This is a genomic window from Streptomyces sp. NPDC014727, assembly GCF_043083485.1.
Taxonomy (GTDB): domain Bacteria; phylum Actinomycetota; class Actinomycetes; order Streptomycetales; family Streptomycetaceae; genus Streptomyces.
The window spans coordinates 154,736-168,217 of record NZ_JBIBYR010000007.1 but is presented as its reverse complement, the minus strand read 5'-3'; the positions used below and the strand labels follow the sequence as shown (position 1 = coordinate 168,217).

General features: G+C 69.3%; 11 protein-coding genes. 5 read left to right on the top strand and 6 right to left on the bottom strand.

Going from position 1 to position 13,482, the window contains the following annotated elements; genetic code table 11:
- Window positions 1-3 precede the first annotated feature (3 nt).
- Window positions 4-318: a hypothetical protein gene (locus tag ACF1B9_RS14115; protein ID WP_391742675.1), complete on the top strand. Its 315-nt coding sequence runs from the start codon at window positions 4-6 to the stop codon at window positions 316-318.
- Between the two features lie 324 nt (window positions 319-642).
- Here the strand turns inward: ACF1B9_RS14115 and ACF1B9_RS14110 are convergent, their stop codons facing one another.
- Window positions 643-1,410, bottom strand: coding sequence for a calcium-binding protein (locus tag ACF1B9_RS14110; RefSeq protein WP_391742465.1), 768 nt, complete (start codon window positions 1,408-1,410; stop codon window positions 643-645).
- Between the two features lie 313 nt (window positions 1,411-1,723).
- On the opposite strand from ACF1B9_RS14110, the gene ACF1B9_RS14105 reads away from it, so the two are divergent.
- A complete protein-coding gene (locus tag ACF1B9_RS14105) occupies window positions 1,724-3,223 on the top strand; it encodes an immunity 49 family protein (protein ID WP_391742466.1) in 1,500 nt (499 codons plus the stop codon).
- A gap of 170 nt (window positions 3,224-3,393) precedes the next feature.
- On the opposite strand, the gene ACF1B9_RS14100 is transcribed toward ACF1B9_RS14105, so the two are convergent.
- The 4 genes from ACF1B9_RS14100 to ACF1B9_RS14085 all read right to left on the bottom strand — a co-directional run bounded on the left by ACF1B9_RS14100 (window position 3,394) and on the right by ACF1B9_RS14085 (window position 9,762).
- Window positions 3,394-4,281 carry an isocitrate lyase/phosphoenolpyruvate mutase family protein gene (locus ACF1B9_RS14100; RefSeq protein WP_391742662.1) on the bottom strand — a complete coding sequence of 296 codons (888 nt, stop codon included), beginning with the start codon at window positions 4,279-4,281 and terminating at the stop codon, window positions 3,394-3,396.
- Window positions 4,282-4,361: 80 nt separating this feature from the next.
- Window positions 4,362-4,991 carry a hypothetical protein gene (locus ACF1B9_RS14095; RefSeq protein ID WP_391742467.1) on the bottom strand — a complete coding sequence of 210 codons (630 nt, stop codon included), beginning with the start codon at window positions 4,989-4,991 and terminating at the stop codon, window positions 4,362-4,364.
- 57 nt (window positions 4,992-5,048) lie between these two features.
- Window positions 5,049-6,866, bottom strand: a complete 1,818-nt coding sequence (locus ACF1B9_RS14090) for an MFS transporter (protein WP_391742468.1) — start codon at window positions 6,864-6,866, stop codon at window positions 5,049-5,051.
- A 355-nt stretch (window positions 6,867-7,221) separates the two neighbouring features.
- Window positions 7,222-9,762, bottom strand: coding sequence for a serine hydrolase (locus tag ACF1B9_RS14085; protein WP_391742469.1), 2,541 nt, complete (start codon window positions 9,760-9,762; stop codon window positions 7,222-7,224).
- A 179-nt stretch (window positions 9,763-9,941) separates the two neighbouring features.
- Here ACF1B9_RS14085 and ACF1B9_RS14080 point away from each other — a divergent pair, with 179 nt between their 5' ends.
- The 3 genes from ACF1B9_RS14080 (at window position 9,942) to ACF1B9_RS14070 (ending at window position 12,322) form a co-directional block, all read left to right on the top strand.
- A complete protein-coding gene (locus tag ACF1B9_RS14080) occupies window positions 9,942-10,664 on the top strand; it encodes a GPP34 family phosphoprotein (RefSeq protein ID WP_391742470.1) in 723 nt (240 codons plus the stop codon).
- A gap of 325 nt (window positions 10,665-10,989) precedes the next feature.
- Window positions 10,990-11,859: a helix-turn-helix domain-containing protein gene (locus ACF1B9_RS14075; protein WP_391742471.1), complete on the top strand. Its 870-nt coding sequence runs from the start codon at window positions 10,990-10,992 to the stop codon at window positions 11,857-11,859.
- A gap of 256 nt (window positions 11,860-12,115) precedes the next feature.
- Window positions 12,116-12,322, top strand: a complete 207-nt coding sequence (locus tag ACF1B9_RS14070) for a DUF397 domain-containing protein (RefSeq protein WP_391742472.1) — start codon at window positions 12,116-12,118, stop codon at window positions 12,320-12,322.
- A gap of 317 nt (window positions 12,323-12,639) precedes the next feature.
- Here the strand turns inward: ACF1B9_RS14070 and ACF1B9_RS14065 are convergent, their stop codons facing one another.
- The gene (locus ACF1B9_RS14065; RefSeq protein WP_391742474.1) at window positions 12,640-13,479 is read right to left on the bottom strand and encodes a hypothetical protein; all 840 of its coding nucleotides are present in this window, start codon (window positions 13,477-13,479) and stop codon (window positions 12,640-12,642) included.
- Window positions 13,480-13,482 lie beyond the last annotated feature (3 nt).

The window sequence follows — 13,482 nt, the reverse complement described above, 5'->3', positions numbered from 1 at the left end:
CCGTTGGCGGCCCTGGGCCGGGGCGACGCGTTGATCGTCTTCAGCACGGGGGCCGCCGCGGACGCCATGGCCACCGACGGGCCCCCGCTCCACAGGTCCAAGGCGCTCGGCAGCCTCTGCCAGGCGCTCGGCGCGACCCAGCAGTGGGACGCCGCCCGCCCGCTCTCCCCGGATGGTGGCCGCGATCCGGTGACGGTGCACGCCTCGGTGTGCCTGCGTGACGCCCCGGCCGAAGTCCTCACCGCGGCCGAGGAGATCATCAGCTCCGCGCGCCTCAAGGACGACTCCCGCACAGCCGGCCCGAACACCGCCCGCTGACCACACGGGACGGGCGCTCCGTCCCGCACGTACCCCCACAGAATGGATGCCGACGTGCGCATGTGCCACCGCCGCACGGCCGGTCGGCAGGCCAAAGCCTCCTGGCCCGCGCGCAACGCCCGCTCCGGGCCCAAGGTCTGCTCCGGCGGTCCTGCCGGGCGGCGTCGACCTGCGAAGACAGCACCACCGGCAGGGGCGCCGTCCCGGTGAGGACGGCGCCCCTGCCGGACACCGCCGAGACTCGACCAGGCGCGGTGCGACGGTCGCCTGTGGTCGAATCGGTGTTCTCCCGCATCAGGTCTCAGGGAAACTCTCAGTACGCGGCTATCGGACGTCGACGAAGTCGCCGGTCGCGTTGACCGCCGGAGTCGTCGCCGTGCCCGCGAAGCTGTAGCGGAAGTAGCCGTCGGTGGCAGCAGTGACGGTCGTCTTGAGGTTGCCCGTCGAGTTGGACTTGATCGTCTTCACCGTGGTGTAGGTGTTGCTGCCCTTCTTGCGGAACTGCAGCTTCACCGACTGGTTCGTGTAGCCGTGGTACTTGTTGTCCTCCCAGTTGGCCCGGGAGAGCTTGCCGGTGACCGTGATGGCCTTGCCCTTCTTCACCGGCTCCGGTGAGGCGTCGACCGTCAGCTTCGAGTAGCGCTGCACCTTGAACGTGGTGGCCGCGTCCCGGTGGATGTAGTCGTAGTCGTTGGCGGAGACCAGTGTGCCGAGTTTCCAGGTGGCCGCCGCGCTGTTGTTGACGAAGCCGGTCGATGCCTGCGGGTCGAACGTCAGCGCGCCCGTGCAGGTCGACGTGGTGGCGCTCGCCTTGACGCAGGTGATCTCGTCGTCCCAGATCTGCGCGAGGTTCGGCTTCGGACCGGCGGCGCTGATGTACGTGGTCTCGGCAATGCCCGAATCGTCCGACGCGGTCACGGAGACCTTGGCGGACACCACCTTGGTGGTACCGACCACGACCGGCTTGCCGCCGTTGATGACGACCTTGTCGATCGTGATGTTGCCGCTGCCGCCGTCTTCCGCCTGGGCGGCGGTGGCACCGATTGCGGTGGCGACCAGCGCGACGCCGGTGCCGAGCAGGGTAAGTCGCATGGCTGTGCGCATGAATGTCCCCCACGAAGTCCTTGATTGACCACAGGGAGCGTACGGCGTCGGCCAAGGGTCCACCACGTTGTCGGGGGGCAGCGGTCAGTGGAGGCCAGTACCAGCCGGGCGGGCCAACACCCAGACGCTCGCGGTCGAGCACGTTCCCTTCTGCCCCGGGCAACGTCGTCCAAAGCGGTCCGAACAATGCCGCCGCCTACGTCAAGTGCCCTGCCCGCACGCCTACTTGGGTCATCCGGTCAGACCGACCCGGCCGGGGCCGCGCCACCCGCCGGCACACCACTTTCGTAGAGTCGGGGCAATGAACCCGGACCACACTCCCGACACCGACGTGCTGCTGCGCGGTACGTACGCCCGGCTGCTGCCCGCCGACTCGATCACCCCTGAGATCGCCAGCTCCCTGCGCTACGCCCGCCTCGTGGCCGACGGCCTCGTCTTCGCCTATGCCCTCGACCGGCCCACCGACGTACGGATCCTCACCGATCCGGACGTGGAGCGCGTCGGCTTGGAGGAGCTGGGGCAGGCGGCGTACGGGAACCTGATGCGCGTACCCGTCACATACGAGGAGATCCCCCACGAAGGAACGATCCTGCACTCCTTCTACGGCGACTCGCACTTCGTCGGCAGCAAAGCTCTGTTCCTGTCCGCCGCGGTCCAGCAGGTCACCGGCGAGCCGCTTCCGCAGTCCGGTGCCCTTGTCGTCATGCCGAGCCGCCACAACCTGGTGTACCACCCGATCGCCGACGGCACGGTGGTCGACGCCGTCAACAGCCTCGCCGCCTACGCACTGGGGGCCTTCGAGGACGGGCCGAGCGCGCTGTCCCCGCGGGTCTACTGGTGGCACCGCGGCGGCCTGGAATCGCTCACGGTCATCGACGAGGACACCCGGTCCTTCTCCATCCAACCGCCGCCACGACTGCTCGGCCTGATGAAGGGCCTGATCCGCCTCGACCGCGCCGGACGACTCGCCACCCGTACCGCCGGCGAGGCCGCCGCTCCCGGCCTCGCCGAACTCACCCGCGCCACAGCCGGGTCGACAGCAGGCCTCTCCCAGGACCCGACCGCCGGCCTGGGAGACTCTTTCGCCTCCGCCGTCGCCCACGCCCATGCCCACTGCGCCACCGATCCCAGGGCAGCGCACATCGATACGTGGAATGCCTGGGCCACCGCCGTACAGCTCGGCTCCGCCCTCTTCACCGGTGCGCAGCCGCAGGACTGCCGACTGGGCGAGGACCTGATCCGGCAGCTGCCGGCCACCCCCGCGGCACCGCCCGCGGACGCCCGTGCCTGGCTCGACGCCCTCTACCTGGCGATCGTGTGCCGGGAGGGGGAGCGGATACGCCGACTGTGCCAGGTGCCTCTGGAGACGCTGCGGCAGGACGACTCCGTCGACGCGTACGTGCTGTGCTGGATCGACACCCTGCAGACCTACTTCTCCGGACGCGACTCCATGGACGGGGTCGTGGAGAAGCTGGTCGCCACCATGAAGGCGTCCGGGCCCGACGACGTGACCCACGCGCCGATGGAGTTCGTGAACGGGATCGACTACCAGCCGATCGCGCTCTTCCACCGTCTCATCGCACGGGACCACGACATCTTCGCCAAGACACTCGCCGAAGCCCTCGCGGAACACGGTTCCCACTGGGGCGAGTCGGCGGCACCGCGCGCCCAAGTGGCCCTGGGGCCACTGGCGATCGCGAGCCTCGCCCTCGACCAGGGGTTCCCCATCGCTCCGGACCAGCCACACCTGCCCCTGTTCCTGCTGAACCGCGAACGGATCGAGCAGATCCCCAGCCTCTGACCCTGACCCCGGCCCTGCTCCGGCGGGGCCGTCGTCGCCGGAGCGACGTCACGCAACCACATCAAGGAGGCAGGGTATGGAACCGGACCCCTCGATATGGGAGTTGCTGGTCACATTTCTCTTCGTGGGGATCACCGCCATGGTGACGATGTCGTTGATCGTGTTCCCCATCATCGGGGTCGGGATCTGGGCTGTGTCGCGAGTGCGCCGCAGACGTAGCGACAGCCGTCAGTGACGTGACCGGCCAGGGCCTGCACCTGCGCATACGTGGGCCCTTCCCCGGCCACCGGCCTGCCCGCCCGGATGTCCGCCGCCGCGCCCAGCGCCGCCCCGAGCGCCGTCCGGAACAGCAGCGAGCCGAGGCTCACCCGGCGTACCCCGAGGTCGCCGAGCTGGCGGACAGTGGGACCAGAGGGCGTGTAGAGAATGTTGAGAGGGGTTTCGAGCCGCTTCACCAGGGTGGCGATCTCCGAGGGATCGGTCAGCCCCGGTACGAACACACCGTCCGCGCCCGCCTGTTCGTACGCCTGGAGTCGAGACGTCGTCGCGGCCTCCTCCCGGCCGCCCAACCAGTACGTGTCCGTACGGGCGTTGACGAAAAGGTGCGGTACGGCGGCCTTCACCGCGGCGATCTTCGCCGCGTGGAGCGCCACCGGAGCGAGGGTGCCGTCACTGCGGCCGTCCTCCAGATTGATGCCGACCGCCCCGGCATCCGCCAGTTCACGGGCCAGTCGGGCCACCTCGTCGGGGTCGTCGCCGAACCCGGACTCGGCGTCCACGGAGAGCAGATACGGCCCCGTCCCGAGCCGCCGGGCCAGCAGCAGCGTCTCCGCCCGGGTCGCTCCCGCACCGTCCGGCAGGCCCGCCGCGGCGGCCACTGCGAGGCTGGTCGTGGCGATGGCCGGAAAGCCCTGCCCGGCAAGCGCGGACGCCGAGGCATGGTCCCAGGCGTTGGGAATCAGGAACGGCGGGCCGGACGAACAGTGCAGCGCGGCAAACGCGGTGGCGGCGGTGGCCATGGGCAGCGCGGCTTCGCCGGGCGCGTTGTCCGGCGTCATGGCTTCGGTGTCCGGCGTCATGCCTTCGGTGTCCGGCGTCATGCCTTCGGTGTCCGGCGTCGTGCCTTCGGTGTCCGGCGTCATGGCTTCGGTGTCCGGTCCGGGCGGGAAGCGGGTGCACCGGCCGACGACAGGTCCCCCACGGAGTCCGCGTAGTACACCGATCCCTCCAGGTGGAAAGCGAGTTGGCGGAACGTCCACCCCTTTCCCGGCGACCGGTCGAGCTGGTCGGGTGTCAGGGCGTCCAGACGGTTCGCCCAGATCCTGGCCAGACGGACGAGCCTGCTGCGCGCCTCGTCGAGGTCGGCCTCGGTGAACGGGGCGAGGTCCGCCTCGGTCGTGGTGGCCGAGGCGTGCCAGTGGTCCGGCTGCGTCTCCTCACCCACGAGTCTGGCCTCCATCTCCGCGAGATGGTCGACCATGTGGTCGGCGACACGGCGGATCGCCTTGTGCGGGGTGTAGATCCGGTCGTCGGCGGGGATGGGGCGACCGTCCCATCCGGTCCAGGTCCCGGCGAGGCCCAGGACGTGGTCGACCATGGCCGTCAGGATCCGCGCGGGGTCGCGGTCGTCGGTCACCGGGGCTTCGTCGAGGATGTCGGGGGCATCCTGCGTGAGCAGGCCGGGCGCGTCGGGCGCGTGCGATGCGTCGGGCTCGTGCAGTGCTTCGAGTGTGTCGGGTACGTCAGGTGCGTGCTTCGTGTCCGTCATGCCTCGACGCTAGATCCGTAACGCTTCGGTGCCCGCCGAACCGTTGTCGGGCCGGGTTCAGCGCAGTTCCTCCGGGCACGGTGTGCCGGGTGACAGCTGGTAGGGCGCGGCGAGCCGGTACACACCCGGCCGCGGCGCGAGCAGCTCCGTCCACTCGTCGCCGTCCGCGTCCTCCTCGACCTTGATCAGGCAGCCGTTGGTGTTGAGATACGTCCGGGGACTGTTCTCGTCCTCGCGCTGCTTGGACGCCTCGGTCTCCTGTGGCCGCTCCACGCTCTTGCCCTTCTCGTCCACCAGGGCGAGCCAGCGCGAGTACGGGATGCGGATCAGGATCCGGCCGGGTTTCTTCACATGGATGGTCAGTTCGCCGGCACCGGCCCGGTCCACGGTGGCCGGCGGGTCTGCCAGCGGTACCGGGCTGTCGACCTCGAAGAGCCGCCAGTTGGCGTCCGACCAGATCGGCTTCAGATACGGCAGCCCCTCGTCGACCAGCTCCGCCTCCTGCACGGCGCCGGTGGAATCCGGGGTTCCCTTGGGCAGCACCACGTAGTGCACCGCCCAGCGGTCGAGCCACTCGCGGTAGTCGGCGCTGTTCAGGGTGTCGTCGTAGAAGAGCGGATTGCGTTCCATGTCCGCCTGCCGGTTCCAGCCACGGGCCAGATTGACGTACGGCGCGAGCGCGGACGCCTCCCGGTGGCTGCTGGCGGGCACGACCTCGACCCTGCCGCGTTCCGCGCCGACCTTCTGGAGCTCATTGACCAGAGGGGCCAGCTCACGCGTCCAGGAGGCGGCGGGAGCGGTCCGGACGATGTCGTCGACGCTCTTGAAGCCGATCCAGAAGTTCATCCCGACGAAGGCCAGAACCAGTGCGTACCAGCGCCGGGAGCGAGGCTTCGCGTACGGCAGCGCGGCGAGCAGCACCACACCGGCGAACAGCATCGCCATCCGGGTGACGTTCGAGCCGATCTGCGAGTCGATCACATAGGTCAGCAGCGTCCCGACCCCGTACACGGCGGCGGCGGTGCGGACCGTCTTCCAGTCGCGCGGTACGAGGACGAAGACGAGGGCCGCGAAGAGGAACGGCAGCGACAGCGTCGCGAGCGACATCGGCTGCGTGCCGGAGAACGGGAACAGCCACGCGGAGAGCGCCACGACCACGACCGGCGCCAGGCCCAGCGCGTACGCCCCGGGGCGTCGTTTGTTCAGGAAGAGCGCGGCGGCGACCACGCCGAGAAACAGCCCGGCCACGGGGCTGCTCGCCGTCGCCAGCCCGGCGAGCGGGGCGGCGACGGCCGCCTTCGCCCACCGTTTGTATCGCCAGCGGTGCGGCCAGCAGAACACCGCGGCGACCGCGCCCACCGCGAACATCATGCCGAGTCCGAACGTCACCCGCCCGGACAGCGCGTTGCACAGGTACGCGAACACCCCGGCGAACGAGCAGGCGAGCGGGTTGCGTACGGCCCGCACCCGGACCAGGATCAGCGCCGTCAGCGCCGCCGAAACGGTCCCGGCGATCATCATCGTCGTCCGCACGCCGAGCACCGACATCAGATACGGCGACACGACGCTGTACGAGACGGGGTGCATGCCCCCGTACCAGGCGAGGTTGTACGCGGTACCGGGATGCCGGCCGACGAACTCCGCCCAGGCGTCCTGGGCCGCGAGGTCACCACCGCTGTTCGCGAAGAAGAAGAACCAGAGCAGGTGGGCGACCGCGGCGACCACGGTCGTCAGCAGGACCGGATGGCGGCGGCACCGCTGCGCGAATCCGGCCGCGGGACCGCCGCCGTCCTGCGCGGACCGCCGCGCGGAGCCCTGTTCGGGGTCCACGAGGCCTGTGCTGTGCTTCGCCCGTCGCGGCTCAGCAGTGGTCACTGCGACTCTCCCCGTCCTTGCCCGGACACGTGGTCGGAACCGACGGTGTACCGCGCGGGCCTCATGTGCCGGAAGACGCGTCCCGGGATCCACGCGTTGCTTCCGGGACGCTAGCACGCACCGCATCACTGTCCGAAAGGGGTCGTACGGAACGGGTCATTCCAAAGCGGGCTCCAGGTGCAGGGCGGTGCGACCCAGTACGAGAGCGGCTCCTTCACCGCGTACGCCGGGCCGGTGCGCCTGGCCGGCGGGTGGAGCCACTGCGGCTGACCGGTACGACGTCGGAACGGACCGGGCCACGCAGGGCGTTCCGCGCTGCGTGGCCCAGGTGCGTTCCGGACGTCTATCTGCTCGATCAGCTGATTCGCGCCAATTTCTGGCCGAAGCCAGGAGCCTTCAGATCCTGCTGGAGCGCCACCGGGGCGCTGACCTTTCCGGTTCCTGTGCCCACGGTCACCAGGCCCACCTGGGTGCCCGCCGAAGCGTCGTGCGGGATCTTCTTGCCGTTGTCCGACACGGACAGTTCGACCTTGAGGCCGGGCCAGCCCTTCGCCTTCAGGTCGCGGGTCGCGACCACCGGGGTCCGGCCACCGAGGCCGTCGTCCACGTACCCGACGACGTCGCCCTTCTTCACGACCCGGGCCGAGGTCACGGCCTTCTGTGCGCCCTTGATCAGCTTGAGGCTGTTGTTCAGCGACATCACGAGGCTGTCGTACGGCTGGCCGGTGCCTGCCTGCTGCCCCATGACGGCGCCGTAGATCCAGAGCTTCTTCCCGTCCACGACGGTGTTCGCGGACCAGAGCAGGTTCCCGCCGGCCGGGGTGGACGAGCCGGTCTTGATGCCGCTGACCCCCGGCTCCAGCAGGATGGTGTTGTTGTTGTAGATCACCTGGTCGATGCCCGGGATCTTTATCTGCGGGGTGTCGACGATCTCCCGGAACACGTCGTTCTGCATGACCGCCCTGGCCAGCTTGAGCTGGTCCTCGGCGGTGGAGACGGTGGTCTTCTGCAGGCCGCTGGGGTCCGTGTACGTGGTGCTCGTCATCCCGAGGTCCTTGGCGGCGGCGTTCATCTTCGCGACGAACTCCTTCTCGGACGGCGAGTCCCAACGGGCGAACAGCCTCGCCGCGTTGTTCCCGGAGGGGATCATCAGCAGCTGGAGCAGCTGCTTCTGGGTGAACTGCTGCCCCTTCGTGATCGGTGCCGTCGACTCGTCCTCACGCTTCGACTCGTCCTCCGCCTGCTGGTCGACCGTGATCTTCTCGCCCTCCTCCTTGCCGGTGAGGGGGTGGTCCTTGAGGACCACGTACGCCGTCATGACCTTGGCGACGCTGGCGATGGGCGCGGGCTTCTGCGCGCCCGCGCTGCCCATCGAACCGACACCGTCCACGCTCACCGCCGACTGCCCCTGCGACGGCCAGGAAAGGTTCAGGCCCTCCCCCTTGAAGGTGTAGGCCGGATCCACCGACAGCCCCAGCTCGGGGTCCGGGAGCGGGCGCACCATCTGCACGATCGCAAAGATGATCAGCAGAAGCAGGACCAGCGGGGTCCAGATCTTGACCCGGCGCACAGCGGTACGGACCGGTGTCTCAGGCGGCGGAGGCGTGTTCGTCAGCTCGGCCAGCAGGTCGAGCGGCGGCTTGGGCGGCATCGGCTGCTGCGTGGTCCGCTCGGCGGTGGAGAGCGCGGGAGCGGGAGCAGTCGCGGCGGAGAGGGCCGCCGGTGCCTCGGGCTTGCGTGGTGCGGGCGCCGGCGCCCGCACCTCGTCGCCGCGCAGGGGTACGAACTTGCTGGTCCGCTCGGCGGCGGACTCGGGCTTCGACGCCGCGTCCGGCTTCGACACGGGCCCAGTGATCTTCAGCGCGGTCGTCGGCTGGTCGACCTTGGCCGCGGCGGGCGTCCTGAAGACGGCGGTCGGCTGATCGACGCCGCGCTTGCCCTCGGAGGTGTCGTTCTTGTCCTCACCGTCCGCGTCGTCGGCTTCCTCGGCGTCGTCGCCGTCCTTCGCCTTGGCGGTGTCCTTCGCCTCAGCGGTGTCCTTCGCCTCAGCGGTGTCCTTCGCCTCGTCCGTGCGCTTGGCGTCGTCCGTGCGCTCGGCCTTCGCCGCGTCGTCCGCGCTCTCCGCCTTGTCGGCGTCGCCCGCACCGGCCGTGACCTCGGCGCTGTCGACTTCTTCGGCGTCTTCGGCGTCTTCGGCGTCCGAGGTCTTCTCGCGTGACCCGGTGGCCCGGGCCTCGTCGGAAGCATCGTCGTCCGAAGCGGCCGCATCGGCGTCCTTGTCCGGCTCGGCCGCGCTCTCGGACGTGGCGCCCTTCGCGTCGCCGACGCCCTTCGAGCCCTCGCCGTTCTCGTCGCCGTCCTTCGACACCCAGGCGGCGACCGCCGCGCGCAGCCGCGCGTCGCCCGCCTCGGGCTCTGCGGCAGCGGCAGGCTCGGCAGCATCCGTGTCCTCCGCGCCCTCCGCGTCCACTGCGCTCTCGACGGGCTCAGGGGCCTCAGACGCCTTCTCCGGGCCCTGAGCGGCCTTCTCCGCCCCCTCGGCCGCCTCGGCGCCCGCAGAGGCTTCGGAGTCGCCGGAGACCTCGCCGTCCGAGGATGCCTCCCGAGCGGCCGGGCTCTCGTCGCGCTCCTCGTCCTCGTCGTCCCCGGACGGTCGCGTGCGGAAGACGGCCGTCGCCGTGTCCGCCTTGCCACCGTCTCCGTCTCCGTCTCCGTCTCCGGACGAACCCGTACGGAAAACCGCTGTCACCGTGTCCGTCCCGCCGCGGGCCTCCGCCTCGGCGGGCTGTTCACGGAAGACGGCAAGCCGCGGATCGCTCTCGCTGCGAGCCGTACCCGACGACTTCTGCTGCTTCGACTTGTCGGGGGACTCGCCCGCCACCGATGCCTCCTCCATGCGGCACGGGGACATCCCCGCGCTGTCCGAACCATCTACCAGTGTCCCGTGTGAACCACCGGCCCGGCTGCTAGACGAGAACGACATACCTACTGGTTCCCATACAAAGCACCCAGGCACCCTCGACAGACCAATGTGAGAGGGGTCACCCTGTCATTCATCCACGCGGGGAGGCATGGATGGGCAGGAGCCGCAGAACAATTCCGGAGGAGCTTCTGCTGCTCGCTCTGGACCCGACCACGGGTACCACAGCGCAGCCGCAGTCGCTCGACCTCGGCCTCGCCGGAGCTCAGCTAGTGGAGCTGGCTCTGGCAGGACGGATAGCCCCTGACGGGGATCGTATCGCCGTGGTGATGCCACGGCCGACAGGAGATCCGACTCTGGACTCCGCACTGGAACTGCTGCGCCGACGCGGCAGCCCGGTCCGGGCGGTCCACTGGATTGGCGGGCCCCGGCTGGGGCTGCGTCAGATCTACCTCGCTCATCTGGAGCGATGCGGCATGGTGCATGCCGTGGCGGGCCAGATGTGCGGAGTTCTGCCGACAACTCGCTACCAGGCGACGGACACGGCGATCAGCCGGGACATCAGAGCCAGGCTGGACAGTGCGATCCGCACCGGCGTACCGCCGGACCCGCGGACCGCGGCGCTCGCCGCGCTGGCCCACGCGGTCGGACTCGGCAAGCACCTGTACCCCGGGAACGAGGGGCGTTCATCGCGCTCCAGGCTCCGGGACCTGATCAGGCACGACCCGATGGGCGGACTCGTGGCGCACGCCGTGATGGACGTCCAGAACGGGGCGGTCGCACAGCCACGCCGCAACCAGACGGCCGGAATGCCGTTGCAACCGCAAGTGCAGTCGCAGTCACGTCGCGGCAGCATGGCGCACACCGCGGCGCACTAGGGCATTTCGTTCGGATCGGACCGGAGCCAGGCGTGATCCGAACGAGGGCCCGACGGCCGCGCCCGGCGCCGCGCGCACCGCAGCACACCGCACGGCAGGGCACCAACACGGCACGGTCGCATCAACGGCACGGACGCACCAATCGAATACCGCCGCACCGTCGTCCCCAAGACCCGGTTCGGGAGCCGCACCAAGCGCGGGGCAGCCGGAATCACGGCTGCCCCGTGCGCTTGCGTGTATCCATTTCCCAGCGCGGCCGGGGGCAGGGGTGGCAATCTGCTCAGCAGTAGATACGCACAGCTACACAGCCGGAGGTGCCGTTTCCGTGCCGTCCCATGTCAATCCCACCGTCAGGCGACGCCGGTTGGGCCAGGAATTGCGCCGACTGCGCGAACTCAAAGGTATGACGGCCGAGGAGGTGGCGGAGCGGCTGCTGGTGTCGCAGTCGAAGATCAGCCGCCTGGAGAACGGCCGCCGTTCCATCAGCCAGCGCGACGTACGCGATCTCTGCGGGGTGTACGAGGTCGAGGACCACCGGATCGTCGACTCGCTCATGCAGATGGCCAAGGACTCGCGCCAGCAGGGCTGGTGGCACGCCTTCGGCGACATCCCGTACAGCGTCTACATCGGCCTGGAGACGGATGCCGAGTCGCTGCGGGTGTACGAACCCCAGGTGGTACCGGGCCTGCTGCAGACGCGGAGTTATGCCGAGGCGCTGATCCACGGCGCCTTGCCGGAGGCCCCGCCGAGCGAGATCGACAAGCGCGTCAGCGTACGGGCCCGCCGCCAGGACCGGATCACCGACCCGGAGCATCCGCTGCGGCTGTGGGCGGTGATCGACGAGTCCGCGCTGCACCGGCTGGTCGGCGGCAGACAGGTGATGATCGAGCAGTTGGAGCAGCTGGTCGAACTGTCGCACCTGCCGCATGTCACCGTGCAGGTCCTGCCGTTCGAAATGGGCGCGCACCCCGGCATCAACGGGCAGTACGCCATCCTGGAATTCCCGGACGCCGCGGACTCCAGTGTCGTCTATATCGAGGGCGTCACCAGCGACCTGTACCTGGAGAAATCCAATGACGTGCAGCGGTACAGCGTCATGTACGAGCACCTGCGGGCCCAGGCGCTGAACGTGGAGCAGACCCGGCACTTCATCAGCGACATCGCGAAGAAGTACGCCGGCGGCTCCGGTGCGTGAAACCCGCCGCGTCGGTGCGTAAAACCGGACAACCCGATGGTCCGGTATGCGGAAAATGAAGTGATGCAACGGGAAGGGCGGCGGCAAGGTACACCGCCGCCCACCCGCAGGGGAAGACCTCGGTTGTATATACCATCCGGTCGAGTGAACGGCCCCTTCACTCAAGAGACTTGGCGAGTAGCGTCGATCACGCCAAATGGAGCACTGACGGAAAGCTGTCGGTGCCCTTCACACGACTCTCTGAACCGGAGTGAACATGGCCATTCGTCAGGGTGCTACGGACAAGTGGACGAAGTCCTCGCATTCCGGGGGCAACGGCGCCTGCGTCGAAGTCAAGTCCCCTCTTGCCCAGGCAATCGCCGTACGCGACTCGAAGGCCCCCGAGGGTCCTTCGATCACGTTCGTCCCCGCCGCATGGAACGCCTTCGTGCGTGACGTCGGCAAGGGCGCCATCGACGCCTGACCGCTGCTTTCCACCCGTTCGCATCGCAGCATCGGCTCCGGTGTCGCGTGCAGCCCTCTCGGCCGGTCCGCCGTCCTGGCCGAGGGTGCTCGATGCCTGCCCCGGGGAATTCCCGCCCCGGGGCACGCTTTTACCGGCATACGCGTCGCCGGACACCGGGGCACATCGGCGGAAACGGCAAGGGCCGCCCCGGAGAGAACCGCCCGGGAAGGGCCGGCGGAGGAATGCCCCGCGGGAAATGTCCTGCGGGGAATCTCCTGCGGGGAATCTCCTGCAGGGATTACGCGACGGGGAATGTCCGGCGGAGCGAGCGGTGTTCAGCGCAGTCGATCGACATGAAGATCGGTGCCCGGCACCGTCGGGATGAACGGTGCCACCAGCTCCACCCGCCCCAGGCCTGATTCCGCGACCATCGCGTCGAGCCCGGTGAAGTGCCCGTCCCAGCAGTCCCGCGGGTCCTCCTGGAGGAACCACAGCAGGGTCAGCCGGGTGTCGACGCCCTCGACCTGTTTCACATAGGTCATCCGGTCACCCGGAAGCGGCGTGGGACGGAAGACCGTCACCATCGCCGCCGGGGAGCCGCTCAGCCGCTTCGGCAGATGCCGCGAGCGCAGCCACTCCAGCAACGCGGCCCGCTGCTCGACCCCTTCGGTGTCGATCACCTGAAGGACCAGCCCGCGGTAGGGGTGGTCGAGCGCGTGGAAGTCCCGGGGCCCCGCGGCGCCGTCCCGGTAGACCGTCGCCTCGTGGTCCTGGAACGACGTGAACACATGGGTGCGGTCCTGGTAGACCCGGCCGTCCCGGTTCAGCCGCTTGTTGATCCCGACGGTCCACTTCATGTGGTCGTCGTAGCGCCCGTCCGTCACCCAGTACGTCGACAGATAGCAGCCGGCGCCGACCGGCTCGGCCACCGCGGACTTCTCCGGGTAGCGCAGTTCCCGCAGCTCCCGGGTGGCGACCCAGCGGCGTCCCGCGAACATCCAGGGCATCGCCATGGCGCCCGCGTAGTAGTGGTCGTCCTCGTACCAGCGGTTGTACGCGTACTCATGACCCGGGTGCGGTTCGACCATGGTGATCAGCGCATGACCGGGATGGACTCCGTACGGTCCCAGCGCCGCCAGTTCGGCGTAGGTGTCGCTCCGCGTCTCGTCGCTCATGCC

Bases quoted from the DNA above. Each gene is read 5' to 3' on its own strand.
- ACF1B9_RS14110 (WP_391742465.1), bottom strand. From the start codon at position 1,410: ATGCGACTTACCCTGCTCGGCACCGGCGTCGCGCTGGTCGCCACCGCA.
- ACF1B9_RS14070 (WP_391742472.1), top strand. From the start codon at position 12,116: ATGGCCATTCGTCAGGGTGCTACGGACAAGTGGACGAAGTCCTCGCAT.
- ACF1B9_RS14085 (WP_391742469.1), bottom strand. From the start codon at position 9,762: ATGGAGGAGGCATCGGTGGCGGGCGAGTCCCCCGACAAGTCGAAGCAG.
- ACF1B9_RS14095 (WP_391742467.1), bottom strand. From the start codon at position 4,991: ATGACGGACACGAAGCACGCACCTGACGTACCCGACACACTCGAAGCA.
- ACF1B9_RS14105 (WP_391742466.1), top strand. From the start codon at position 1,724: ATGAACCCGGACCACACTCCCGACACCGACGTGCTGCTGCGCGGTACG.
- ACF1B9_RS14065 (WP_391742474.1), bottom strand. From the start codon at position 13,479: ATGAGCGACGAGACGCGGAGCGACACCTACGCCGAACTGGCGGCGCTG.
- ACF1B9_RS14100 (WP_391742662.1), bottom strand. From the start codon at position 4,281: ATGACGCCGGACAACGCGCCCGGCGAAGCCGCGCTGCCCATGGCCACC.
- ACF1B9_RS14080 (WP_391742470.1), top strand. From the start codon at position 9,942: ATGGGCAGGAGCCGCAGAACAATTCCGGAGGAGCTTCTGCTGCTCGCT.